This is a genomic window from Leifsonia shinshuensis, from assembly GCF_031456835.1.
GTDB classification, from domain to species: domain Bacteria; phylum Actinomycetota; class Actinomycetes; order Actinomycetales; family Microbacteriaceae; genus Leifsonia; species Leifsonia shinshuensis_C.
The window spans coordinates 1,905,405-1,929,108 of sequence record NZ_JAVDVK010000001.1 but is presented as its reverse complement, the minus strand read 5'-3'; the positions used below and the strand labels follow the sequence as shown (position 1 = coordinate 1,929,108).

The 23,704-nt window shown below is 72.1% G+C and carries 18 protein-coding genes; 5 read left to right on the top strand and 13 right to left on the bottom strand.

Going from position 1 to position 23,704, the window contains the following annotated elements; genetic code table 11:
* Positions 1 to 89: 89 nt before the first annotated feature.
* Positions 90 to 4,859, top strand: coding sequence for an ExeM/NucH family extracellular endonuclease (locus J2W45_RS09415; RefSeq protein WP_310131091.1), 4,770 nt, complete (start codon positions 90 to 92; stop codon positions 4,857 to 4,859).
* A 77-nt stretch (positions 4,860 to 4,936) separates the two neighbouring features.
* Here J2W45_RS09415 and J2W45_RS09410 read toward each other — a convergent pair whose 3' ends face one another.
* From J2W45_RS09410 to J2W45_RS09395, 4 genes are read right to left on the bottom strand one after another with little or no spacing between them, the layout of a single operon-like run.
* The gene (locus J2W45_RS09410; protein WP_310131090.1) at positions 4,937 to 5,260 is read right to left on the bottom strand and encodes a CHY zinc finger protein; all 324 of its coding nucleotides are present in this window, start codon (positions 5,258 to 5,260) and stop codon (positions 4,937 to 4,939) included.
* Positions 5,257 to 5,868, bottom strand: a complete 612-nt coding sequence (locus J2W45_RS09405) for a CbiQ family ECF transporter T component (protein ID WP_310131088.1) — start codon at positions 5,866 to 5,868, stop codon at positions 5,257 to 5,259. Before J2W45_RS09405 ends, J2W45_RS09410 begins: the two co-directional genes overlap by 4 nt.
* Positions 5,862 to 6,557 carry an energy-coupling factor ABC transporter ATP-binding protein gene (locus tag J2W45_RS09400; protein WP_310131085.1) on the bottom strand — a complete coding sequence of 232 codons (696 nt, stop codon included), beginning with the start codon at positions 6,555 to 6,557 and terminating at the stop codon, positions 5,862 to 5,864. Before J2W45_RS09400 ends, J2W45_RS09405 begins: the two co-directional genes overlap by 7 nt.
* Complete coding sequence (locus J2W45_RS09395) at positions 6,554 to 7,255, bottom strand: biotin transporter BioY (protein WP_310131083.1); 702 nt, start codon at positions 7,253 to 7,255, stop codon at positions 6,554 to 6,556. Before J2W45_RS09395 ends, J2W45_RS09400 begins: the two co-directional genes overlap by 4 nt.
* Positions 7,256 to 7,407: 152 nt before the next feature.
* Here J2W45_RS09395 and J2W45_RS09390 point away from each other — a divergent pair, with 152 nt between their 5' ends.
* Positions 7,408 to 7,917 carry a TetR/AcrR family transcriptional regulator C-terminal domain-containing protein gene (locus J2W45_RS09390; RefSeq protein ID WP_396427115.1) on the top strand — a complete coding sequence of 170 codons (510 nt, stop codon included), beginning with the start codon at positions 7,408 to 7,410 and terminating at the stop codon, positions 7,915 to 7,917.
* Here the strand turns inward: J2W45_RS09390 and J2W45_RS09385 are convergent.
* Together J2W45_RS09385 and J2W45_RS09380 are read right to left on the bottom strand one after the other, a co-directional pair.
* Complete coding sequence (locus J2W45_RS09385) at positions 7,898 to 8,278, bottom strand: DUF3566 domain-containing protein (RefSeq protein WP_310131078.1); 381 nt, start codon at positions 8,276 to 8,278, stop codon at positions 7,898 to 7,900. The two genes, J2W45_RS09390 and J2W45_RS09385, sit on opposite strands and share 20 nt — an antisense overlap.
* Before the next feature lie 208 nt (positions 8,279 to 8,486).
* Complete coding sequence (locus J2W45_RS09380; RefSeq protein ID WP_310131076.1) at positions 8,487 to 9,116, bottom strand: ScbR family autoregulator-binding transcription factor; 630 nt, start codon at positions 9,114 to 9,116, stop codon at positions 8,487 to 8,489.
* A gap of 132 nt (positions 9,117 to 9,248) precedes the next feature.
* On the opposite strand from J2W45_RS09380, the gene poxB reads away from it, so the two are divergent.
* On the top strand, positions 9,249 to 10,982 hold the full coding sequence (gene poxB / locus J2W45_RS09375; protein ID WP_310131073.1) for a ubiquinone-dependent pyruvate dehydrogenase: 1,734 nt from the start codon (positions 9,249 to 9,251) through the stop codon (positions 10,980 to 10,982).
* Positions 10,983 to 11,006: 24 nt separating this feature from the next.
* Here poxB and J2W45_RS09370 read toward each other — a convergent pair whose 3' ends face one another.
* From J2W45_RS09370 to J2W45_RS09360, 3 genes are all read right to left on the bottom strand, one after another.
* A complete protein-coding gene (locus J2W45_RS09370) occupies positions 11,007 to 12,728 on the bottom strand; it encodes an LCP family protein (RefSeq protein ID WP_310131072.1) in 1,722 nt (573 codons plus the stop codon).
* A 130-nt stretch (positions 12,729 to 12,858) separates the two neighbouring features.
* Positions 12,859 to 13,365, bottom strand: coding sequence for a MarR family winged helix-turn-helix transcriptional regulator (locus J2W45_RS09365; RefSeq protein ID WP_310131071.1), 507 nt, complete (start codon positions 13,363 to 13,365; stop codon positions 12,859 to 12,861).
* 51 nt (positions 13,366 to 13,416) lie between these two features.
* Positions 13,417 to 13,962 (bottom strand): hypothetical protein, encoded by a 546-nt coding sequence (locus J2W45_RS09360; RefSeq protein WP_310131069.1) that lies wholly within the window; start codon positions 13,960 to 13,962, stop codon positions 13,417 to 13,419.
* Positions 13,963 to 14,038: 76 nt separating this feature from the next.
* Between J2W45_RS09360 and J2W45_RS09355 the strand changes: the two genes are divergently transcribed.
* Entirely contained in the window at positions 14,039 to 14,626 is a 588-nt protein-coding gene (locus J2W45_RS09355) for an NADPH-dependent FMN reductase (protein WP_310131066.1), read from the top strand.
* A 31-nt stretch (positions 14,627 to 14,657) separates the two neighbouring features.
* On the opposite strand, the gene J2W45_RS09350 is transcribed toward J2W45_RS09355, so the two are convergent.
* The 3 genes from J2W45_RS09350 to J2W45_RS09340 all read right to left on the bottom strand — a co-directional run bounded on the left by J2W45_RS09350 (position 14,658) and on the right by J2W45_RS09340 (position 20,981).
* Positions 14,658 to 15,434 carry a DNA-formamidopyrimidine glycosylase family protein gene (locus J2W45_RS09350; RefSeq protein WP_310131064.1) on the bottom strand — a complete coding sequence of 259 codons (777 nt, stop codon included), beginning with the start codon at positions 15,432 to 15,434 and terminating at the stop codon, positions 14,658 to 14,660.
* 48 nt (positions 15,435 to 15,482) lie between these two features.
* Positions 15,483 to 20,264, bottom strand: coding sequence for an Lhr family ATP-dependent helicase (locus J2W45_RS09345; RefSeq protein ID WP_310131062.1), 4,782 nt, complete (start codon positions 20,262 to 20,264; stop codon positions 15,483 to 15,485).
* Between the two features lie 63 nt (positions 20,265 to 20,327).
* Positions 20,328 to 20,981: an alpha/beta hydrolase gene (locus J2W45_RS09340; protein WP_310131061.1), complete on the bottom strand. Its 654-nt coding sequence runs from the start codon at positions 20,979 to 20,981 to the stop codon at positions 20,328 to 20,330.
* Positions 20,982 to 21,096: 115 nt separating this feature from the next.
* Here J2W45_RS09340 and J2W45_RS09335 point away from each other — a divergent pair, with 115 nt between their 5' ends.
* Positions 21,097 to 21,678: an NUDIX hydrolase family protein gene (locus J2W45_RS09335; protein ID WP_310131060.1), complete on the top strand. Its 582-nt coding sequence runs from the start codon at positions 21,097 to 21,099 to the stop codon at positions 21,676 to 21,678.
* A gap of 166 nt (positions 21,679 to 21,844) precedes the next feature.
* On the opposite strand, the gene J2W45_RS09330 is transcribed toward J2W45_RS09335, so the two are convergent.
* Positions 21,845 to 23,488, bottom strand: coding sequence for a DEAD/DEAH box helicase (locus J2W45_RS09330; RefSeq protein ID WP_310131059.1), 1,644 nt, complete (start codon positions 23,486 to 23,488; stop codon positions 21,845 to 21,847).
* Positions 23,489 to 23,704: the final 216 nt, after the last annotated feature.

Below are 23,704 nucleotides of genomic sequence, written 5' to 3'. Positions count from 1 at the left end.
ACGTTCACACACGAGAAACAGTCCCGTTCGACGGCTTCTCTACGTTGGCCGCGGACTCATCCCACGCACCTCACCGACCGAGGAGAACAATGTCAACCAGATTCGGCAGGCTGGCGCGCGCCACCGCCGCCGCGATCGCGGGAGCCGGCCTCGCCGCCGGTGCGCTCGTCGCCACCCCCGCCTTCGCCAGCTCCGACGGCACGGGTGTCGTCATCAACGAGGCCTACCTGTCCGGCGGCAGTGCCGGCGCGGCCTACACGAACAAGTTCGTCGAGCTCTACAACCCGGGCGCCAGCGCGGTCAGCCTGTCGGGCTGGAGCCTGCAGTACCGCCCGGCCACCGGCACGAGCGCGTCGACCGGCGTCGTGCCGCTCACCGGTTCCATCGCCGCCAAGGGCTACTACCTGGTCGGGGGCGGCTCCAACGGTGCCAACGGCCAGGCGCTGCCGACGCCCGACGCCGCCGGCAACGCCCTCAACCCGAGCGGCACCACCGGCACGCTCATCCTCGCCAAGTCGGCCTCCGCTTTGACGCTGCCGACCGGCTCGGTGACCTCCGACCCCAACGTCGCCGACCTCCTCGGCTACGGCACCTCGAACACGTTCGAGAAGGCGAAGGCGACCGCCCCGTCGGGCAACACCGACGTGAAGTCGCTCGTGCGCACGAATGCCGCCGACACTGACGACAACAGCGCCGACTTCACGCTGAGCGCGACCATCACGCCGCAGAACGCGGCCTCCGCTCCCGGCGACCCGGGCACCGGCGACCCCGGGACGGGAGACCCGGGAACCCCGGCCGACACGGTCGCCATCGCCGACATCCAGGGCACCGGGGACACCAGCCCGAAGGCCGGCACGACGGTCACCACCACCGGTGTCGTGACCGCGCAGTACGCGACCGGCGGGTTCAACGGCTTCTACATCCAGACCCCGGGCACCGGCGGCGCCGTCGACCTGGCGACCCACACGGCGTCCGACGCCGTCTTCGTGTACGGCTCGTCCGCCGCGGCCGGTGTCGAGCAGGGCGACTACGTGAAGGTCACCGGCGCGGTCAGCGAGTTCAACGGCCTCACGGAGATCACCGCGGGCACCGTCACCAAGCTCGACGCCTCCACGGTCACGGCCCCCGCGCCCGCGACGGTCGGCCTCCCGGCGACGGCCGCTCAGCGCGAGAGCCTCGAGGGCATGCTGCTCGCCCCGCAGAGCGCCTTCACGGTCACCGACGTCTACTCGGCGAACCAGTACGGCGAGATCGGGCTGGCCGCCGGCTCCACGACCCTCGTGCAGCCGACCGAGGCCGCCCGCCCCGGCACGGCCGAGTACGACGCCGTCGTGGCCGACAACGCCGCCCGCGCGGTGACGCTGGACGACGGCGCGTCGACCAACTTCCTCAGCGCGGCCAACAAGTCGAAGCCGCTGCCGTACCTGTCGCTCAGCAACCCGGTCCGTGTCGGCGAGCCCGTCACGTTCACCAAGCCGGTCGTGCTCGACTACCGCAACAACGCCTGGAAGTTCCAGCCGACCTCCGAGCTCACGCCCGCGAACGCGGCGACCGTGCAGCCGGTGACCTTCGCGAACACCCGCACCGCGGCCCCGGAGAACGTCGGCGGCGACCTGCGCCTGGCGACCTTCAACGTGCTCAACTACTTCACCACTACCGGTGACCAGCTGAGCGGCTGCACGTTCTACACCGACCGCGACGGCAGCCCGATCACGGTCAACAGCGGATGCGACGCCCGCGGCGCCGCGGACGCCCCCAACCTGAAGCGCCAGCAGGACAAGATCGTCGCGGCGATCAACGGCCTCGGCGCCGACGTGGTGTCCCTGGAGGAGATCGAGAACTCGGCCCGCTTCGGCGAGGACCGCGACTCCGCTCTCGCCACCCTCGTGGGTGCGCTGAACGCGGCCGCCGGCTCGGAGGTGTGGGCGTACGTGAAGTCGCCGTCGCAGCTCCCGGCGACCGAGGACGTGATCCGCACCGCGTTCATCTACAAGAAGGCGAACGCCGTCCCCGTCGGCGCGTCGAAGATCCTCGACGACCCGGCGTTCTCGAACGCCCGGCAGCCGCTCGCGCAGGCCTTCAAGAAGGTCGGCACGAAGGACTCGTCGGCGTTCCTCGCGATCGTGAACCACTTCAAGTCGAAGGGTTCCGGCACGGGCGCCGACGCCGACCAGGGCGACGGCCAGGGCGCGTCGAACGCGTCGCGCGTGAAGCAGGCGAACGCGCTGGTCGCCTTCGCCGACGAGCGCAAGGCGGCGCTGAAGACCGACAAGGTGCTCCTCATCGGCGACTTCAACGCCTACCTGAAGGAGGACCCGATCAAGGTCCTCACCGACGCGGGCTACGTCGACCAGGTCAGCACCCGCACCTCGAAGGCGACCTACTCCTTCGGCGGGACGACCGGCTCCCTCGACCACGTCCTCGCGTCGCCTGCGGCCAACACGGCCATCACCGGCGCGGACGTCTGGAACATCAACTCGGGCGAGTCCGTGGCGCTGGAGTACAGCCGCTACAACTACAACGTCACGAACTTCTACGCCGCCGACCCGTACCGGTCGAGCGACCACGACCCGATCGTGGTGGGCCTCGGTCTCGCCGCGAAGCCCGTGACGCTGAACCTGCTGAACATCAACGACTTCCACGGCCGGATCGACGCCAACACCGTGAAGTTCGCCGGCACGATCGAGAAGCTGAAGGCGGAGGGCGGCGAGGCGAACTCGCTCTTCCTCTCCAGCGGCGACAACATCGGCGCCTCCCTGTTCGCCTCCGCCTCGGCGGGCGACATCCCCACGCTCGACGTCCTGAACACCCTGGGGCTCAAGACCAGCGCTGTCGGCAACCACGAGTTCGACAAGGGCTACGCGGACCTCACCGGACGTGTGAAGGATGCGGCGGACTTCTCCTACCTCGGAGCGAACGTCTACGAGAAGGGCACGAAGACCCCCGCCCTCCCCGAGTACGCCACCTTCGACGTCGACGGCCTGACGGTCGGCGTGATCGGCGCCGTGACGCAGGAGACCCCGACGCTCGTGTCGCCGGGCGGCGTCTCGTCGCTCGACTTCGGCGACCCGGTCGAGGCGGTCAACCGCGTCGCCGGTGAGCTGACCGACGGCGACCCCGCCAACGGCGAGGCCGACGTGCTGGTCGCGGAGTACCACGAGGGCGCCGGCTTCGGCACGCCCGACGGTGCAACGCTCGAGCAGGAGGTCGCGGCCGGCGGAGCGTTCGCCGACATCGTCACCAAGACGAGCGCCAAGGTCGCGGCGATCTTCACCGGCCACACGCACAAGCAGTACGCGTGGGATGCTCCGATCCCCGGAGTGGACGGCAAGACCCGCCCGATCCTCCAGACCGGCAGCTACGGCGAGAACATCGGCCAGGTCACCCTGACCGTCGACCCGGAGACGGATGCGGTCACCGCCTACACCGCGCGCAACGTCGCACGGACGACGGACGCCGACGCCGCCCTGGTCGCCGCCTACCCGCGGGTCGCCGCGGTGAAGACGATCGTCGACAAGGCGCTCGCCGACGCGGCCGTCATCGGCAACCAGAAGGTCGGCTCGGTGACGAAGGACATCACCACCGCCTACCTGAACGGCGCCCGCGACGACCGCATGAGCGAGTCCACGCTCGGCAACCTGGTCGCCGACTCGCTGCTGTCCACCCTCTCCTCGCAGGAGCTCGGCGGCGCCGAGATCGGCGTGGTGAACCCGGGCGGCCTGCGGGCGGAGCTGCTGTACGGCACCGACGGGAGCATCACGTACGCCCAGGCCAACGCGGTGCTGCCGTTCGTCAACAACCTGTGGACCACGTCCCTCACCGGGGCGCAGTTCAAGCAGGCGCTGGAGCAGCAGTGGCAGCGCAACGCCGACGGCACCGTGCCGAGCCGGCCGTTCCTCAACCTGGGACTGTCGAAGAACGTCAGCTACACCTACGACGCGACGCGTCCGGAGGGCGACCGGATCACGAGCATCCTCGTGAACGGGAAGCCCATCGACCCGGCGAAGTCGTACCGGATCGGCTCGTTCTCCTTCCTGATCCAGGGCGGTGACAACTTCCGTGCCTTCGCGGCCGGGTCGAACACGAAGGACTCCGGACTGATCGACCGCGACGCGTGGATCAGCTACATCCAGAAGAACAGCCCGCTGTCGCCCAGCTTCGAGAAGCGCGGCGTCGGCGTGAGCGGCGTGCCCACCGGGACGCTGCAGCGCGGTCAGCAGGTCACCCTCCAGGTGTCCAAGCTGAACCTGACCTCGCTCGGCAGCCCGGCCAACACGAAGCTCGACCTGTCGTGGAACGGCTCCGCAGCCCTCGGCAGCGTGCCGGTGGATGCGGCGGGCAGCGCGACGGTCGCCTTCACGGTCCCGGCGGACGCCGCGGGCGCCAGCACCCTGGTGCTGACGGCTCCCGACTCGGGCACCACCGTCCGCGTCCCGCTGACCGTGGCGGACGCCCCGACCAACCCCAAGCCGGGGACCGACCCGAAGGCGGCCAAGGAGTCGGCGCTCACCAAGGCGCTGAAGGACGCGGTCACCGTCGACAAGGACACCTACCGCCCGGGTGAGGCCGTGCAGGTCACGGTCGGCGCGAAGCACGCCGGCGAGTGGGTCTCGGTCTGGCTGTACTCGAAGCCGCAGAACATCAGCGGCGGCTGGGTGCAGGTGCCGGCGAGCGGTGTGGTCGCCCTGACCATCCCGAAGGACGCGGGCAACGGCGAGCACAAGCTGTCGGTGCAGAACGCCTCCAACGGAGTGATCGGCTGGACGACGCTCAAGGTCAAGGCGGACAAGCCGTCCACCGGGATCCCGGTGATCGACTGGCTGCTCGACCTGCTGGACCGCATCTTCGGCTGGTTCTAGCCCTCACCGAGTGGTGAGTGGATGCGTCAATCCTCACCGATTGGCGACATCTGCTCACCACTCGCGTGGTCTGGGGGTCACGGCTCGAAGTACAGGTGGGTGTGGAGCCGGCAGCCGGGGTTGAAGGGCGCCGCGCAGTGCGGGCAGGCGTCGACGCGGAGGTACTCGGCGATCGTCAGCTCGCTGCCGCAGACGCCGCAGAGCACGGCCTCCCTGTCCCGGCTCTCCCGGGGCCACTGCTCGGCGGGATGCCCGGCCGCCTCGGCGTGGCACAGGTGGCACGGGTAGTACTCGCCGCAGCAGGCGAACCGGATCGCGATCACGTCGAGCGGCGACCGGTAGTGGATGCAGCGCGTCTCGTCGTCGACGACCGGCCCGAGGACGCGGGGACGGTCCGTCATCGCACCCCCCGCGCGGAGAGCGCCTCGCCGAGCTGGTCGGCGTGCTTGAGGGAGAGGATGAGGAACGGCACCGCGAAGAAGCGTACGCCGGGCCGGGCGCCCCGCGCACGCTGCGCCTCCCGCACCTCGCCCGCGAGCCGCGCGAGCACGGGGACGGTCGTGAGCGTCACGGTCAGCAGCACCGCCGCGCGCCCCGAGTCGACGTGCAGCCGCTCGAGCGGGCGGAGGCCGCGCTCGACGGCGTCGAGGAGGGCGGAGACGCGGGTCGTCAGGGCCAGCAGGCCGGCGAGCAGCACGGCGCAGGTGACGCGCGCGGTGTTCGCGACGGCGGGCTCCGGCCCCAGGAAGATCAGCTGGGCGCCGAGCGTGACGACGATCAGCCAGCGGAGCGCGATCGTCTGCCGGGCCAGCTCGCGCATCCCGAGCATCCCGTCGTCGAGACCCGCGAGGGCGTAGGCGGCCACGGTCGTCGTCGCCGCCGCACCGGCCGCCCACCACAGCGAGGGCAGGAGCGAGACGGCCAAGACGAGCACCAGCAGGAGCAGCAGCTTCGGCCCCGCCGGCATCCGGTGCAGGATGCCGTTGCCGGGCCGGTAGAGGCTCAGCACGTGAGCGCCGCCTCGTACTCGGCGATGACGTCCTCGGGATGCCCGACCGCCTCCACCCGGCCCGCGGCGAACAGGACCGCCGCGTCGCAGCGCGCCGCGAGCGTCAGGTCGTGAGTCACCAGCACCAGGCGGTGGCCCGCGTCCTCCAGCAGGTGGGAGGCGACGAGGCGGGCGTTGCGCGCATCCAGGTAGGTGGTCGGCTCGTCTGCGACGACCAGGCGCGGGCGCCGGACGAACGCCCCCGCGAGGGCGAGCAGCTGCTTCTGGCCGCCGGAGAGCTCGTGCGACGAGCGGTCGCGCAGCGCGGACAGCCCGAAGCGGTCGAGCGCCTCGTCCACGCGCCGCGCGGTCTCGTCGCGCCCCAGGCGCTCGGGCCGGAGAGAGAACGCGACGTCCTCCGCGACCGTCGGCATGACGATCTGCGCGTCGGGGTTGCTGAAGACGACGGCGACCTCACGGCGCAGCTCGGCGGCCTGCCGCACCGGATCGTGGCCGAGGATGCGCACGCCGCCGTCGGTGGCCGTCACCAGCCCGGCGAGCAGGCGCGCGAACGTCGACTTGCCGGACCCGTTCTCACCGACGACCGCGACCGTCCGGGCGTCGAGCGCGAGGCTGACGTCCCGGAGGGCGTCGACGTCGCCGAGCCGGACGCCGACGTGGTCGAGGAGGATCGCGGCGGAGTCGGTCACGGCACCCGCGGCTCGGCCGGCTGCGTCGGCTCCGCGGGCTTTGCGGCCCCGGCCGCGGTCTCCGCGGTCACGGGCGCGGTCTCCGCCGGACGGACCGCGCTGCGCGGCGCGACCCAGGTGCGGCGGAACGCCCGCGGGTAAGCGCGCACCAGCGTCATCACGATGGCCGTCGCGATCACCGCCTTCACGAGGTCGCCGGGCACGAACACCAGGCTCAGCGCCGCCGTCGTGTCGAGCGGGAGGCGGGTCACCAGGCTCTGCACCGGCACGCCGAACGCGTAGACGACGAGGATGCCGCCCACGATCATCCCGAGCAGCGTGCGCCACCACACCGGGCGGCGGCCGCCCGCGTGCACGATCAGGCCGATCACGAGCGCGCCGGCGATCCAGCCGAACAGGTAGCCCGCGCTCGGGCCGACGAACACGCCGATGCCGCCGCTGCCGCCGGAGAGCAGCGGCAGCCCGACCGCCACGAGGGCCAGCAGCACCGCCATTGACAGCGCGCCGAGCCACGGGCCCAGGATGGCGCCCGCCAGCATCACGCCGAGGGTCTGCGCCGTGATCGGCACCGAGCCGAAGACGCTGAGGCCGCCGGGGAGGCCGAGCACGGCCACGATCGCGGCGAAGACCGCCACGCGGGCGAGGTCGGTCGCGTCGAGCCGGCGGCGGGAGAACGTCGGGGGAGTGGAGGTTGTCACGGGCGCATCCTTACCTGAACGGTGTTCACCTGAACGGTGTTCACTATACTGACGAGGTGGCAGGGAACGAAACCGGACGGCGGCACTCACGCGACGACGTGGCCGAGGCGGCGCTCCGCATCCTCGACGACCTGGGACTGGCCGACCTCACGATGCGCCGCCTGGCGGGCGCGCTCGACGTGCAGCCCAGCGCCCTGTACTGGCACTTCCCGAACAAGCAGACGCTCCTCGCCGAGCTCGCCGACCGCATCGTCGCCGCGCGCACGGCTGAGCCGCTCGCTGAGGTCGCCGCGTGGCAGGATGCGGTGCGCGCCGAGGCGGACGCGCTCCGGGATGCGCTGCTCGCCTACCGCGACGGTGCCGAGGTCGTCTCCAGCACGCTCGCTCTCGGCCTCGGCTCGCCGGGGACCGTCGACCGGCTGGCCCTGGCGGTCGCCCGCGGCGGTTTCGACGTCGAGACCTCACGCCGCTCGGCGACGGCGCTGCTCCACTTCGTGCTCGGCCATGTCTCGCACGAGCAGCAGCGCATCCAGTACGACTCGCTCGGCGTGCTGGTCGATCACCCGGAGTCGCCGCTCGACGAGGACGACCCGGCGGCCGCCTTCGCCTTCGGCGTCGGGCTGTTCGTCGGGGGACTCGAGCTCAGTCGCTCCCGAACGTGACCTTCCAGCCGCCCACCACGTGCACGGCGAGGTTGAACAGGGCGGCGAAGATCGCGCCGAGCGCGGAGACCACGATCACCTCGAGGAGCGCGACGACCAGCGTGAACGTCATCACGTTCGGGAACGTCAGGCCGGCGACGAGGTTCGCGCCCTGCGCGCCGGCGATGTCCTCCAGGAAGTTGCTCGCGGCGCCCACCACGCCGAACCGGTCCAGCGCGTACCAGAGCAGCAGACCGACCACCACGGTGATCGCCGCGACGATGATGCTGACCAAAAACGACATCTTCAGAGCCGACCAGAAGTCGACGTAGACCAGTCGCATCGTCGCCCGGCGCTTCTGCGCCTTGCCGCGTGACGGCATGCACTTCCTCCCCAACGAACCACGCGCACCGTCGCCGGCGCTCCCCCGTCGGGCAAGTCTACGGGACGCCTTCGCGCATGCCGGGAGGGACGGAGCGGCGGTGTTCGCCGAGTCCATACCGATCGTCCGGTTATGGCATAGAATGCATTGTGCACCTCGGCGCGGCCGCAGCGGATTGGGGGCGCTGCGGCCGGGTCGACGTCCCGGCTCAGCGGATCAGCTCGGGAAGCGCCGTCAGCGCGCTCGCCCGGTCGGCCGCCACGATGCCCGGGAGCAGCACGGTCCACAGCTCGCGCACCCGCTGCAGCAGGTCGGCGCGGCCCGAGAAGGTCTCCGACACGAGCTGCACGCCGGTGTAGGAGGCGACGACCACGCTCGCGAGCATCGCCGGATCGAGGCCCGGCCGCAGATCGCCCTCCTCGACGCCCCGGCCGAACAGCGTCTCCGCCAGCCGCTGCCAGTCGCGATACGGATCGGTGGCCGGCGTCTCGAAGAACGCGATGTCGGTGGTCAGCCGGATGCCCGCCTGCACGACCGGGTCGGTGAGCAGCTGGTGCGCGAGCACGCCGCTCAGCAGCACCATCGTCTCCAGCCCCGGCCGCTCCTCCTCCAGCACCTCGGCGGCCGCGGCCATCGTGCGCCGGTGCTGCTCGGCGATGACCGCGCGCGCCAGCTCGTCCTTCGAGGGGAAGTGGAAGTACAGCGCGCCCTTCGTGACACCCGAGGCGGTGGCGATGTCGGCGATCGACGTGAGGCCGTACCCCCGACGACCGAACACCGAGGCGGCGCCCTCGACGATCGTGTCGCGGGTCACCTGGGCCCTCGCCTGTTTCACCATGATGCGCTCACGTTAACCCACTCTTCCTTTCCGCAGGATGAACGATTTCCGTCAGGGGCGTAGGTTTGCCCTGCCGGGAGTGCGACGCGGCCCGACCGGCGCATCCGATGCACCGATCGAGGGAGGAACGCCATGCCCACCGTCGCCGATACGACCGTCGAGATCCTGCAGGACGCGGGGGTGACCCGGGTGTACGGCATCCCCGGCGACTCCCTGAACGGCTTCACGGACGCGATCCGCCGCAACGACGCGATCACCTGGGAGCACGTGCGGCACGAGGAGGCGGCGGCGTTCGCCGCGTCGGCCGAGGCGGCCCTGACCGGCGAGCTGGCGGTGTGCGCGGGCAGCTGCGGGCCGGGCAACACCCACCTGATCAACGGGCTGTACGACGCCAACCGCAGCCGCGTGCCGGTGCTCGCCATCGCCGCGCAGATCCCCGGCGCCGAGATCGGGAGCGGATACTTCCAGGAGACGCACCCGCAGGAGCTGTTCCGCGAGGCGAGCGTCTACACGGAGCTGGTCAGCCAGGCCGACCAGATGCCGCGCATCCTCGAGATCGCGATGCGCACCGCGATCGAACGGCGCGGGGTCGCGGTCGTCGTGGTGCCCGGCGAGATCTTCCTCGCGGACAGCGCCGGGCGCCGCAAGTCGGCCCCGATCACGTTCTCGCCGCGGGTGACACGACCGACCGATCCCGAGCTGCAGGCGGCCGCGGACATCCTGAACGGCGCCAGGAAGGTGACCATCCTCTCGGGAGCGGGCGCCGAGGGTGCGCACGCGCAGCTCGTCGCCGTCGCGGAGGCGCTGAAGGCGCCGATCGTGCACGCCATGCGGGGCAAGGAGTTCATCGAGTACGACAACCCGTACGACGTCGGGATGACCGGCCTCCTCGGCTTCTCCTCCGGCTACCGGGCGATGGAGTCGTGCGACGCGCTGCTGATGCTCGGCACGGACTTCCCGTACCAGCAGTTCTTCCCGTCGAGGGCGAAGATCGTCCAGGTCGACATCCGCGGCGAGAACCTCGGGCGGCGCGTCCCCCTCGACCTCGGGCTCGTCGGGAGCGTGAAGGACACGGTGGAGGCGCTGCTCCCGCTGCTCAGCGAACGGAAGGACCGCAAGCACCTCGACTCCTCGCTCGCGCACTACGCCAAGGCCCGCAAGAGCCTCGACGACCTGGCGGTGAACGACCGCAACCGCACGCCCATCCACCCGCAGTACGTCGCGCGGCTTGTCAGCGAGCTGGCCTCGGAGGACGCTGTCTTCATCCCGGACGTCGGCTCGCCGGTGGTGTGGGCCGCCCGCTACCTGCGGATGAACGGACGGCGCCGCCTGATCGGATCGTTCACCCACGGCAGCATGGCCAACGCGCTGCCGCAGGCGATCGGCGCGCAGACGGCGTTCCCCGGGCGCCAGGTGGTCGCGCTCGCCGGCGACGGCGGACTCGCGATGCTGCTCGGCGAGCTGCTCACCCTGCGCCAGAACAAGCTCCCGGTGAAGGTCGTCGTCTTCAACAACTCGTCGCTGAACTTCGTCGAGGTGGAGATGAAGGCCGCGGGCTTCGTGAACTTCGGCACCGGCCTGGAGAACCCGGACTTCGCCCAGCTCGCGCAGGCCGCCGGGCTGCACGGTCAGCGCGTCGAGAAGCCGGACGAGCTGGAGAGCGCGCTGCGCACCGCGTTCGCGCACGACGGACCGGCGCTGGTGGATGTGGTCACCGCGCGGCAGGAGCTCAGCATCCCGCCGGCGATCACCACGAAGCAGGTCGCCGGCTTCACGCTCTACGCGCTGCGCACGATCATGAACGGCCGCGGCGACGAGCTCATCGACCTGGCCGACACGAACGTCTTCCGCCGCCTGTTCGACTGAGGCCGCCGCTGCGCGCAGTCCGCGTCAGTTGATGCAGACCTTGTCGCTGTAGTTGGTGGCCGGGCCGGAGGGGGTGGGGGCCGGTGCGGGCGCCGCGGGCGCGCCTCCCGGGGCGGGCGCGGCAGGCGCGGCCGGCATGATGCCGTCGTCGCCGAGCACCACGGTCACCGTGCTGACGGTGTCCGTCTGCTGCACCGCGGCGCCCGGAAGGTAGGCGGCGACGGCCTTCGCCTGCGCCTCCTGGCCGGACTTGTACTGGATGACCGTGGTCGCGCGCGTGTCCGCATCCCCCGGGGTGCCGGTCTTGAAGCCGGCCGCAGCCAGGGTCTGGGTCGCGGTGGTTGCCGCGCCGTTCGCGCTGCCTCCGTTGAGCACCGTCACCGTCGTGTCCGCGGGCTTCGCGGCGGTCGCGTTGTCGTACGCCGAGGGGGTGCCCATCAGGCTCTGGATGAACGCCGGCATCGCCGCGGTGTCCACCTCCACGATGGAGATGTCGTCGCCGTCGACCGTGATGGTCGGGGTGCCCGAGATCGGGATGGTCGCCGACTGGATCTTCCCCCCGGTCAGCCCCTGCAGCTGGGTCGCCAGCTGGAGGAAGTTGAGGCCCGGGTCCGTCTCGAGCGAGCCGCTCACCGCATCCAGCACCTTCGTCAGTTTCGCCGGGTTGAGGAGCGTCCCGGCGGAGAGGAATTTGTGCGCCTCGACCGACAGGAAGTACTGCTGACGGACGACGCGGTCGAGGTCGCCGCGCGGCAGGCCGTGCCGCTGGCGCACGAACGAGAGGGCCTGCTTCGCATCAAGCGTCGACACCCCGGCCGGGAAGTTCGCGCCCGAGTACGGGTCGTCGACGGCGTTGTTCAGGCACACCTGCACCGGCCCGAGGGCCTGCGCGATCGTGTAGAAGCCGAGGAGGGACACGCGGACGTAGTGGTCGATGCTCAGCCCGGTCAGGTTCTGCACCGTCTGGATGAGCAGCTTGGCCCCGCTCGTCGGGTCGGTTCCGCCGCCGCCGAGCGAGAAGGCGGCGTTGAGCTTGTTCATGCCGTGACCCGGCACATCCACCCAGGAGTCGCGGGGCAGGGAGATCAGGGTGGCCGACTTCCCGTTGGCCGGGATGTGCAGGACCATCATCGTGTCGGTGTTCGTGCCACCGCCGTCGTCCGTCGTGCTGAGCTGGTCGAGCTCGGCCTGCGTCGCCCCGGTGGGGCGGTGGTCGTCGCCGACGAGCAGGATGTTCTGGTCCTCGCCGTCGACGTCGCTGGCGGGCTTCGAGATGACGTCCACGTGCTTGACGCCGCCGACGAAACGGAAGTAGCTGTACGCGGCGTACCCGCCGACCACCACGAGGATCACGGCCAGCGCGGCCGCCGTCCACGCGACGATGCGCTTGGCGCGGCGGCGGTTGCGCGGCGGCTTGCCGGGGCCGGCCGGGGTTCCGCCGGTGCCGTCGCCGCCGTCGCCGTCGCCGCCGTTTCCGCCGCGGCCGTTGCCGTTGCCGCCGCGTCCGCCGCCGCTGCCGTCACGCCCGGCGCCCGTCCCGCCGAGCCCCGGGGCGTCGCCGCCGAGCCCGAACGGATCGAAGGGCTTCGCACCCCCGCCGGTGGGCACCCCGGACGCGGGCCGGGTCGCGCGCACCGGGCGGCGCGGGTCGGCGGAGGGCACGCGGCTGAAGACCTCGGTCGCCGGAGGCTGCTGGTCGCTGCCGTCGGCGCCGGGTCCTGTCGCGGGGAAGTTCGGGCGTCGCACACGGAAACGCTAGGGGGCGACGCCTTGGAACCGCCTGGTTTCCGCCGGTGTTCCCGACGAATGGCCAGCAATTCCGCGACGCCCTCCCAGCGGACACGCCGCCGGAGCGGCCGGCGGTCTGCGAGAACGCTCAGTCGTCGCAGTCGTCCGGAGGGGCGCAGTCCTCGGCCGCGATCGCGGCGGTCATGGCGTGCGCGATGCCGAGCAGCTCCTCCTGCTGCTCTGCCGACAGGGCGTCGAACAGGATGCGACGGATCGTCGCCGAGTGCTTCGGGAGAGCGCGCACTACGACGCGACGGCCCTCTCCGGTGAGGTGGATCCAGCTGGCGCGGCGGTCCTCCGCGCACTCCTGGCGCTCGACGAACCCGCGCGCGGCCATGCGGGTCACCTGGTGCGAGACCCGGCTCTTCTCCCAGCCGGTGACCTCCACGAGGTCGCGGACGCGCAGCCGGCGACCCGGCGAGCGGGTCAGCGCCATGAGCACCTCGAGCTCGGAGATCGAGATGCCGTCGTCGTGCTGCAGCTGCGCGTCGAGGGTGCGGTCGAAGCCGCGACGCATCGTGTGGAACGCCTGGAACAGCTCCAGCTCGTCGTCCGTCAGCTTGCGCGGATCGGGACGCGTGCGCACGGTGGCCATACGCCATCCTGACACGGCGGCGAGGCCGTTGCACGGCGCCGCCGCGTGCGCTCAGTGGACGAGCGCCTCCAGGAAGACGACCAGCACGCCGAGCGCCACGATCGCCAGCAGCACCGCGAGCTGGCGCCAGCCCGACAGGCCCGTGCGCGACACCGCGATCCGCGCGATCACCGCCAGGGAGATGATGAGCGCGACGATGGCGATCGTCATGCCGGTGCGGTCCTCGATGACGTCGAAGACCGCCAGCCCGACGGAGATGAGGGGAACCACCAGCACGCCGAGAGCGCGTGAGGACACGGCCACCATGTGGCGGAACTCCAGCGCGGTCGGCAGGTTGCTGTGCACGATCATGTGCGACACGAGATCCGACGCGAGGCCGGCGAGCAGCACGCCGACGACCGAGATGACCAGGGTCCACAGCACGGTGGGGGAGTCGAGCTCGCCGCCGTGCGCGTTCATCGCCATCAGGATCGCGAGCGCGGTGAACGTGACGTAGATGCGCTCGCGCAACCGGTCGCCCGCCTGACGCCGCTGCTCCTCGGTGGCGTCGGCCGGGAGGTGGATGTCGTCGCTGCGGTCGGTGCGCTCGTCGGACATGCGGTGAGCCTACCGGGAATGCGAGACGGCGAGCCGGGGTTCACATCGATGACACGTCATCAAAAGGAAGGCTGACATGACGAAGATCGCCATCATCATCGGAAGCACGCGCCCGGGGCGCAACGGCGAGGCCGTGGCCCGCTGGGTGCACGAGAACGCCGCGAAGCGCACCGGCGTCGAGTACGAGCTCGTGGACCTGAAGGACTGGGACCTGCCGCACCTCGACGAGGCCATGCCCGCCGCGATGGGCCAGTACGCGGGTGAGCACACCAAGGCGTGGGCGGCCAAGATCGCCGAGTTCGACGGCTACGTGTTCGTCACTCCCGAGTACAACCACAGCACGTCGGGCGCGCTCAAGAACGCGATCGACTACGTCGGGGCCGAGTGGTACAACAAGGCGGCCGGCTTCGTGAGCTACGGCGTCTTCGGCGGTGCGCGCGCCGTCGAGCACCTGCGGCTGGTGCTCTCGCAGCTCCAGATCGCCACGGTCAGCGCCCACGTCGGACTGAGCCTCGCGCACGACTTCGAGAACTGGCAGCTCAAGCCGACCGACCAGCAGACGGCCGCGCTGACCCCGCTGTTCGACCAGCTCGAGTCGTGGTCTGCAGCGCTCGCGACGGTTCGCGCCGACGCCGAGCAGGAGGAGGACGAGGCCGCGGCCTAGTCCCCCTGGTTCGTGCTTCTGCCCGGTCCGCCTACGTCTGGCAGACCGGGCAGAAGTATGTCACGCGCTCTTCGAGCTCGGTGCGCCCGAGCGATCCCGACCGGATGGGCGTCCCGCAGCGCCGGCACGGCTGGCCGCGCCGCCCGTAGACCCAGGTGTTGCGTCCGCGGCGTGTGTCGCCGGTGGTCACCCGCAGCGGCCGGTCCCGGTTCACGGTGATCAGGCGGTGGCCGAGGTCGATCGCGGCGGCCAGGTCGGTCTCGCCCGCGGGACGCGTGGGCAGCATCCCGCGCAGGAAGCACAGCTCGTTGGCGTAGACGTTCCCGAGCCCCGCGAGATTGCGCTGGTCCAGCAGCGCGACCGCGACCGGCGTCTCCGGATGCGCGGAGAGCCGGCGCAGCGCCTCCTGCGCGTCCCAGTCCGGCCCGAGCAGGTCGGGTCCCAGGTGGCCGACCACGTCGTCCTCCCGGTCGCGCGGGACCACCTCGAGGATGCCCAGCTGGAACCCCACCGCCTGCGCCTCCTCGTTTCGCAGCACGGCCCGGGCCTGGTAACCGGGATGCCGCCAGCGCCCGTCCGGCGGGTACACCTCCCACGAGCCCTCCATCTTGAGGTGGCTGTGGATGGTCTGGTCGCCCACGCGCATCAGCAGGTGCTTGCCGCGGCTCAGCACGGCATCCATCCGTCTGCCGGAGAGGTCGACCGTGGCGTAGACCGGCACGCGGAAGTCGGTCTCGGTCAGGATGCGGCCGGTGAGCGCGCGGTCGAGGCGCTTCGCCGCCTGGTAGACGGTGTCGCCCTCAGGCACGGCGGTGCACCGTCATCCGTGCAGCCGCCGTCATCCGCGCAGGCTCGGTCATCCGCGGAGCCTCAGGCCGCGCGGGGTGGCGAGGAAGCCGGCCTCCGAGAGCGCGTCGCCGAGCGGCGAGCCCAGGATGAAGCCGCCGTTGACCGTCTCGACCGCAAGCTTGTCGACGCGCCGCATCGTGACGAGCGCGGCGAGGGCGCGGGCGGCGGCGCGGAGGACCAGTGCAGGGTCTCCGGCGCTCACAGAGCGTTCGGCGCCCTGGCCGGCGTCAGCTCCTGGGACGGCATCCGACCCGGCCACGAAGCACAGCAGGCTCTTGCCGCCACGCTCGACGTACAGCGTCAGCTCGCCGTCGACGAGCACGACCAGCGCGCCCGCCTTCCGTCCCGGACGGTGACCGGTGCCCGACTCGCCCGGAACCGCCGGCCACGGGAGCGCGGCGCCGTACGGGTTCGCCGGGTCGGTCGCCGCGAGCGCGACCGCCTCGTACGGCCGCTCCTGGGTGTGGTCGCGCGAGAACGACCGCAGCCGGTCGACCGTGGCTCCGCTGGCGAACTGCGCGGCGCCGAGGGTCTCGATGAAGTAGCCGCGGCGCGCGCGTCCCGTCTCCTCGAACCCGCTGAGCACCTTGTAGGCCAGCGCGAAGCCGCCCGGCGTCCCCTCGTTCATGACCGAGCCGCGGGTCACCACGCCGTACCGGTCGAGCAGCGTCTCCGCCTGCCCGTGCGCGCGGACCGTGGAGTCGAGGTCGCGCTCCGGCAGCAGCGACCAGCGCCCGGCGACCGTCGGGGGACCCATCCGAGTGACCATGGCGGAGCGGGTGGGCACGCGGCCGCGGTACATGCGCGCGCGGGTCGGCTGGCGGGGGCGCTTGTGCGCGCCCGAGCCGCCCGCTGTCAGCGTGCGCAGGGGCGCGAGGGTGTCGTTGGTGATGCGGCCCGCCCAGACCAGGTCCCAGAGCGCCGTGACCAGCTCCGAGTCGTCGATGGCGGATCCGCGCTCGGTGCCCAGCGCGTCCGAGAGCTGACGGAAGAAGTACCCGCCGCCGCGCCCGAGCGCCTCCAGGATGCCGCGCTGCAACTCGTCGGGCTCGTGGTCCGAGGGCGGCGCGAGCGTGAGCGGGGCCGAATCGGCCAGGTGCAGGCTGATCCACCCGTCGTCGCCGGGAAGGCTGCCGTCTCCCGACCAGATGACCTCGCCTGTCGCCGTGAGCTCGTCGAGCATGGCCGGGCTGTAGTCGGAGACGCGGCTCGGCAGCACCAGAGACTCCCACGCGGAGGCCGGGATGCGCGCCCCGGCCAGCTGCTCGATCACCGAGGCCACCGCATCCACCCCGCGCAGGGTGGAGCCGACGTGCTGCCACTCCGGCAGGAAGCGGCCGAAAGTCGGGGTGTCGACCGGCTCGACCTCGTGCCGGAGCGCCGCGAGCGACATGCGCCGCAGCCGGCGCAGCACCTCCGCGTCGCTCCACTCGGTGCCGTGCGCGTGCGGGCGGAACTCGCCCTCCACGACGCGCCCGTCGCGGGAGAGCCGGCGCAGCGCGTCGTGGACGATCGCGGGGCCGAGTCCCAGCCGCGTCGCGACGTCGGCTGTCTCGAACGGACCGTGCGTGCGCGCGAACCGGCTCACCAGGTCTCCGAGCGGGTCGTCCACCGGTTCGATGAACGCGAGCGGGACGCCGATGGGCAGCGGGACGCCGAGCGCATCACGCAGCCGGCTGGCGTCCTCGATCGCGGCGAAGCGCTCGACGCCGGCGATCGTCACGGCGAGGGCGCGGTGCGTGTCGACGAGGGTGGCGAGGTGGGTCGCGGCCGTCGCCGGGTCGGCGTGCGGCGCGACGAGGTCGGCGTCGACAGCGGCGACGTCTGCACCAGCGTCGGCATCGGCTCCGGAATCGGCGACCGAGGCGCTCGCGGCAGCGGCGCCGTCAGCCTGGCCGGCCGGCGCGACGCCCTGCTCACCCTCCAGCCGCTCCGCGACCTCCTCCACGGAAAGCGGCCCCAGCAGCCGGAGCAGGTCCGCGACGCCCTCGACACCGCGCACGCGGCGCTCGGGGGCGAGCCGCTGAAGCTGCAGTTCGACCCGCTCGATGACCTGCGGATCCAGCAGCTCGCGCAGCTCCGCACGCCCGAGCAGCTCGGCGAGCAGACCCGCGTCGAGCGAGAGCGCCGCCGCGCGTCGCTCGGCGAGCGGGCTGTCGCCCTCGTACATGAACGCAGCGACATATCCGAACAGCAGCGAGCGGGCGAAGGGCGACGCCGTCTCCGTGGCGGCCTCGACCAGGCGGATGCTGCGCTGCTCGATCTGCTTCGCCACGTCCGTCAGCGCGCCGAGGTCGTAGACGTCCTGCAGCACCTCGCGGATGGTCTCGAGGATGATCGGGAAGGTCGGGTACTTGCGCGCCACATCCAGCAGCTGGGCCGCCTTCTGCCGCTGCTGCCAGAGCGGCGACCGCTTGCCCGGGTTGTACTTGGGCAGCAGCAGGGCGCGGGCGGCGGACTCACGGAAGCGCGACGCGAAGAGCGCGGACCCGCCCACCTCCGCGGTGACCAGCTCGTCGAGCTCGTCCGGCTCGAAGACGAACAGCTCGCCGCCCGGAGGCTGCGCCTCGGTGTCGGGGATGCGCACCACGATGCCGTCGTCGGCCGCCATCGCGCCCGCGTCGATGCCGTACCGCTCGCGGACGCGCGCCTGCACCGCCAGCGCCCAGGGCGAGTGCACCTGCATGCCGAACGGGGAATGCAGCACGACGCGCCAGTCGCCGAGCTCGTCGCGGAAGCGCTCGACGACCAGGGTGCGGTCGGTCGGCACGTGCCCGGTGGCCTCCTTCTGCTCGCGCAGGAACGAGAGCAGATTGTTCGTGGCCCAGGCGTCGAGCCCGGCCTCCACGCAGCGGAGTTCCGCATCGGCGGGCGAGGCGCTGCTCAGCTCCCGGACGAACGCGCCCACCGCGCGGCCCAGTTCCGCCGGACGCCCGATCCCGTCGCCCTTCCAGAACGGCAGACGACCGGGCTCGCCGAACGCCGGCGTGACCAGTACGCGGTCGTGCGTGATCTCCTGGATGCGCCAGCTCGTGGACCCGAGGGCGAACACGTCGCCCACCCGCGACTCGTAGACCATCTCCTCGTCGAGCTCACCCACGCGGCTCGCCTTCTCGCCGACCATGTACACGCCGAAGAGGCCGCGATCCGGGATCGTGCCGCCACTCGTGACGGCGAGCCGCTGGGCGCCCGGACGGCCGGTGATCGTGCCGGTGTCGCGGTCCCAGACGATGCGGGGCCGCAGTTCGGCGAACTCGTCGGACGGGTAGCGGCCGGCGAGCAGGTCGAGGGTCGCGTCATAGGCGCTGCGCGGGAGGGTCGAGAACGGGGCGCTGCGCCGGACGGCGTCGAACCAGTCGTCCGCGTCGATCGGTTCGAGCGCCGCGGCGGCCACGGTCTGCTGCGCCAGGATGTCGAGCGGGTTGGCCGGGACCTTGAGCGACTCGATGAGCCCGGCCGTCATCCGCTCCGTGGCCACTGCCGAATGGATGAGGTCGGCCCGGTGCTTGGGGAAGACCACGCCGCGCGAGATCTCGCCCACTTGGTGTCCCGCGCGACCCACGCGCTGCAGGCCGCTCGCCACCGACGGCGGCGCCTCCACCTGGATCACCAGGTCGACGGCGCCCATGTCGATGCCGAGCTCGAGGCTCGAGGTGGCGACCACGCACCGCAGCCGGCCGGACTTCAGGTCGTCTTCGATGAGCGCCCGCTGCTCCTTGCTCACCGATCCGTGGTGAGCGCGGGCCAGCACCAGCGTGTCCTCGTCGGCGACCGCCTGCGAACCGCGCGTCTGCCCGGAGCCGCCCATCAGCTCCGCAGGCGCCCGGGTCGGCGCCGCGTCGGCGGCTCCGCCGAGCAGGCGCTCCTCGTAGATCTCGTTGAGCCGTGCCGTCAGGCGCTCCGCCAGTCGCCGCGAGTTCGAGAACACGATGGTCGACCGGTTCTCGAGCACACGGTCGACGATCGCCTCCTCGACGTGCGGCCAGATGGATCCGGCCTGCGGCGGCGACCCGTCGTCGGGGTTCTCGCTCGCGAACGTCGAGGTGCCGAGCTCGCTCATGTCCTCCACCGGCACGACCACGCGCAGATCGAAGCGTTTGCCCGCGGGCGGTGCCACCACCTCGACGGCCGCGCGGCCGCCGAGGAAGCGGGCGACCTCCTCCGGCGGACGGACGGTGGCCGACAAGCCGATCCGCTGCGCAGGCCGTTCGAGCAGCTGATCGAGCCGCTCCAGCGACAGCGCGAGGTGCGCTCCGCGCTTGGTGGATGCGACCGCGTGCACCTCGTCGACGATCACGGTCTCGACGGTGGTCAGCGTCTCGCGCGCCTGCGACGTGAGCATCAGGAAGAGCGACTCGGGCGTCGTGATGAGGATGTCGGGCGGGCTGCTCAGCAGCGCCCGACGGTCCGACGCCGGTGTGTCGCCAGAGCGGACGCCCACGCTGACGTGCGGCGGCTCGGCGCCGAGGCGCTTGGCCGTCTGCGTGACGCCGACCAGCGGCGCGCGCAGGTTGCGCTCCACATCCACACCCAGCGCCTTGAGCGGGGAGATGTAGAGCACCCGGGTGCCCGGCTTCGCGTCGGCCGCGCGCGGGGCGGCGGCGAGGCGGTCGATCGCCCACAGGAACGAGGCCAAAGTCTTGCCGGATCCGGTCGGCGCGATGACGAGGGCGTGCTTGCCGTGCGAGATCGCGTCCCAGGCGCCCTCCTGCGCCGCGGTGGGCGCGGCGAAGGCCCCGCGGAACCACTCACGGGTCGCGGGGGAGAAACGATCGAGCACGTCGGCCATCCCTCCATCCTGCACCTGGCCACCGACAGAGTCAGGGGCTCGGAGTGCGCCTGTGGAGAACGCTCAGCGGGCGGGGAGGTGTGTGCGGATGAACGAGGAGATGTCGCCCAGTTCGAGCGGCGAGATCGCGTGCCCCATGCCCTCGTAGATGCGCGCATCCAGCGAGGAGTGGTCGGGGAGCCAGGCGCTGGTGCGCTCCAGCGAGGTCGCGGGGATGGCGTCGTCGAGCGTCCCCCGGCCCCAGAACACCGGCACCTGCGCATCGGCCAGCTCCGCATCCCGCGGCTGATCGCCCTTCACCACGAAGCCGGAGAGCTGGACGGCGTAGTCGAACCTCTCCGGCGCGAGCCGCAGGAGCTGCAGCGCCATGGCGCCGCCCTGCGAGAACCCGAGGAGTCCGGTCGGGACGTCCGGCTGCTCGTCCAGCCAGTCGAGCACGGCGCGGGCGGCCGCGTCGGCGTTGCCGGCCAGCGGATCGCCGGGCACGTTCGTGAACCGGGAGAACCAGGCGAAGCCGGGGCCCTCCGGGATCGGGGCGCGCAGCGACGCGATGACCGGCTCGAGCGGGAGGTACGCGGAGATGCCGAACAGGTCCGCCTCGTCGGACGCGTAGCCGTGCATGAGGACCAGCAGGGGACGGCCCGCGCGATCGCGCTCGGACGCCGACCAGAGCACGGCGTCGCGGTCGATGCGGAGGTCGGGAGCGGGAAACGGCACCCTCCATTCTGCGCCTGGATCGGAAATCGTTCACAGCCCCCGTCGGAGTGGCGCGCATCCACAGATCCGTGCCGGCCCCGTAGGTGCCTGCTACGGCCTTCCGTAGGATTCATGCATGAGCGTTCGCACTCCGGATCCGGACCCGACCCCCGACCCGCTTCCCGGCGACGGTCCGCAGCCCGGTCCCGCCTGGCTGTCCGACATCGAGCTGGAGCAGATCCGGCGGCGGCTCCCGCTGCTGTACGTCGAGGCGGTGCCCGTCCGGGTGGATGGCCTGGGCCAGGTGACCGAGGTCGGCATCCTGCTGCGCGCGAACGCGGTCGGGCAGATCACCCGCACGCTCGTCTCGGGTCGCGTGATGTACGGCGAGACGCTACGCGAGGCGCTCTTCCGCCACCTCGAGAAGGATCTGGGGCCGATGGCGTTCCCGCAGCTCCCGGCAAGCCCGGTGCCGTTCCAGGTCGCCGAGTACTTCCCGATGCCCGGCGTCTCCCAGTACGTGGACGAGCGCCAGCACGCGGTGTCCCTGGCATACGTCGTCCCGGTCACCGGCACGTGCGAGCCCCGGCAGGATGCGCTGGAGCTCACCTGGATGACGCCCGAGGAGGCGACATCCCTCACCGTGACGGAAGAGCTCGAGGGCGGCCGCGGCGCCCTCGTCAAGGCCGCCATGGCCTCCCTCGGCCGCATCGCCTGACCGCCCGCGGGCTTCGCCCGGCGCGCGCTGCGCGCTGCGCGCTGCGCCCCCTCCGGGATCCGCCCCCCATCGAGTACACGAAAAGTGCACGCCCAGAGCCTTCTGAGCGTGCACTTTTCGTGTACTCGACGGCGGGCGCCGAGCGGGGAGCGGGAAGGAGGGGCGGTCAGCCCTGGGCGCGGCGGGAGCCGTTGCCCCGGCGCACGGAGGCGTCCGAGCGCGCGGCCGACGGGCGCGCGGCGCCGCCGGAGCGGGCGCCCGCGTGGTCGCGCTGCGCAGACGAGCCGTGGCCGGCGCGCGAGGGCGCAGCGCCGCCGCGCGTGGTCGCACCCTGCTGGGCCGCACCCGGACGCTGTCCGCGCCGGCGCGAGCCGCCGCCTGCGGCGCCCGCGGGCGCACCGGCGCCGCGTGCGCCTTCGGCGCCCTGACGGCGTCCGCCGCCCGCGCCCTGCCCGGCCGCCTGGCGACCGGCCGCCTGGCCGGCGCCCGCCTGGCCGGCGCCCGCCTGGCCGCCGCCGGCGCCGTTGCGCCGTGCGCGCTTCCGCTGCGCGTTCGCGCCCTGCGACGTGCCGCCGCCACCGGCGGTCCGCTGCTGCGGAGCGCTGGGCGCCACGCGCGGGGCCACATCGCCGACGAGCGACGTCACGGCCGCCGACGTCGCGGTGACGCGCTGCGGCGAGACCTGGATGGCCGCCTTGCGCAGGAGGGTCTTCACGTCGTCCGACTGCGCGGTCAGCATCACGGTGACCACGTCGCCGGCGCTGCCCGCACGGGCCGTGCGGCCGGAGCGGTGCAGGTACGCCTTGTGCTCCGCCGGCGGGTCGACGTGCACGACGAGCTCGACGTTGTCCACGTGCACGCCGCGCGCTGCGACGTCCGTCGCCACGAGCACGCGGACGCTGCCCTCGCCGAAGGCGGCGAGGTTGCGGTCGCGGGCGCCCTGCGCGAGGTTGCCGTGCAGGTCGACGGCCGGGATGCCGGAGGCGGTGAGCTGCTTGGCCAGCTTCTTGGCCTGGTGCTTCGTGCGGGTGAACAGGATGCGGCGGCTGGTGCCCGACGCGAGCGCCTCGACCAGTGCCTTCTTCTCGTCCGGGGTGTCCACCTGCAGCACGTGGTGGGTCATCGCCTCGACCGGGCTGGTCTCGTCGTCGACCGAGTGCAGCACGGGGGAGTGCAGGAAGCGGGTGACCAGCTTGTCCACACCGTTGTCGAGCGTCGCCGAGAACAGCAGGCGCTGACCGTCGGCGGGCGTGGCCGAGAGGATGCGCGTCACGACGGGCAGGAAGCCGAGGTCGGCCATGTGGTCGGCCTCGTCGAGCACGGTGATCTCGACGGCGTCGAGGTTCACGAAGCCCTGCTTCATGAGGTCTTCGAGGCGGCCGGGGCAGGCGACGAGGATGTCGACGCCGGCCTTGAGCTCGGCGACCTGCTTGTTCTGCGAGACGCCGCCGAAGACGGTGGAGACACGCAGGGAGTGGGCGTCCGCCAGCGGGCGGAACGTCGCGGCGATCTGGGTCGCCAGCTCGCGGGTCGGGGCCAGCACGAGGGCGAGCGGACGCCCCGGGCGGCGCCGGCCGCCGGCGAGCACGGTGCCGAGACGCGCGACGAGGGGCAGCGCGAAGGCGATGGTCTTGCCGGAGCCGGTCTTTCCGCGGCCCAGCACGTCCTTGCCCGCGAGGGCGTCGGGGAGCGTGTCGGCCTGGATGGGGAAGGCGTCGGTCTTGCCGTCGGCCGCGAGGACCGCGACGAGAGGAGCGGGTACGCCGAGTTCGGCGAAGGTTGAAGTCACAGGGGTGTGCCTTTCGGGCATCGGACCCGGGCGGCGTCGTGCCGCAGCGGGTCGGGGATGGCGAGCGCACCGAGCGGCGCGATCGTTCGCCGTATGAAGAGAAGCGTGGCGGGGCATGGCCCGGCGCGACGCGAAGCGTTCTACGACGCCGCGGGCAGTTTCGTCGCCCGCTGCCTCCACCCTACGGCATCCGGCCGTACGCGTGCTGGGAGCGCACTCGCATCCGGAGGTCGTAGA

What these genes read in the sequence shown, in the direction of transcription:
- J2W45_RS09415 (WP_310131091.1), top strand. Translation starts at nt 90, where the DNA reads ATGTCAACCAGATTCGGCAGGCTGGCGCGCGCCACCGCCGCCGCGATC.
- J2W45_RS09410 (WP_310131090.1), bottom strand. Translation starts at nt 5,260, where the DNA reads ATGACGGACCGTCCCCGCGTCCTCGGGCCGGTCGTCGACGACGAGACG.
- J2W45_RS09390 (WP_396427115.1), top strand. Translation starts at nt 7,408, where the DNA reads ATGCGCCGCCTGGCGGGCGCGCTCGACGTGCAGCCCAGCGCCCTGTAC.
- J2W45_RS09385 (WP_310131078.1), bottom strand. Translation starts at nt 8,278, where the DNA reads ATGCCGTCACGCGGCAAGGCGCAGAAGCGCCGGGCGACGATGCGACTG.
- J2W45_RS09380 (WP_310131076.1), bottom strand. Translation starts at nt 9,116, where the DNA reads ATGGTGAAACAGGCGAGGGCCCAGGTGACCCGCGACACGATCGTCGAG.
- poxB (WP_310131073.1), top strand. Translation starts at nt 9,249, where the DNA reads ATGCCCACCGTCGCCGATACGACCGTCGAGATCCTGCAGGACGCGGGG.
- J2W45_RS09365 (WP_310131071.1), bottom strand. Translation starts at nt 13,365, where the DNA reads ATGGCCACCGTGCGCACGCGTCCCGATCCGCGCAAGCTGACGGACGAC.
- J2W45_RS09360 (WP_310131069.1), bottom strand. Translation starts at nt 13,962, where the DNA reads ATGTCCGACGAGCGCACCGACCGCAGCGACGACATCCACCTCCCGGCC.
- J2W45_RS09355 (WP_310131066.1), top strand. Translation starts at nt 14,039, where the DNA reads ATGACGAAGATCGCCATCATCATCGGAAGCACGCGCCCGGGGCGCAAC.
- J2W45_RS09345 (WP_310131062.1), bottom strand. Translation starts at nt 20,264, where the DNA reads ATGGCCGACGTGCTCGATCGTTTCTCCCCCGCGACCCGTGAGTGGTTC.
- J2W45_RS09335 (WP_310131060.1), top strand. Translation starts at nt 21,097, where the DNA reads ATGAGCGTTCGCACTCCGGATCCGGACCCGACCCCCGACCCGCTTCCC.
- J2W45_RS09330 (WP_310131059.1), bottom strand. Translation starts at nt 23,488, where the DNA reads ATGCCCGAAAGGCACACCCCTGTGACTTCAACCTTCGCCGAACTCGGC.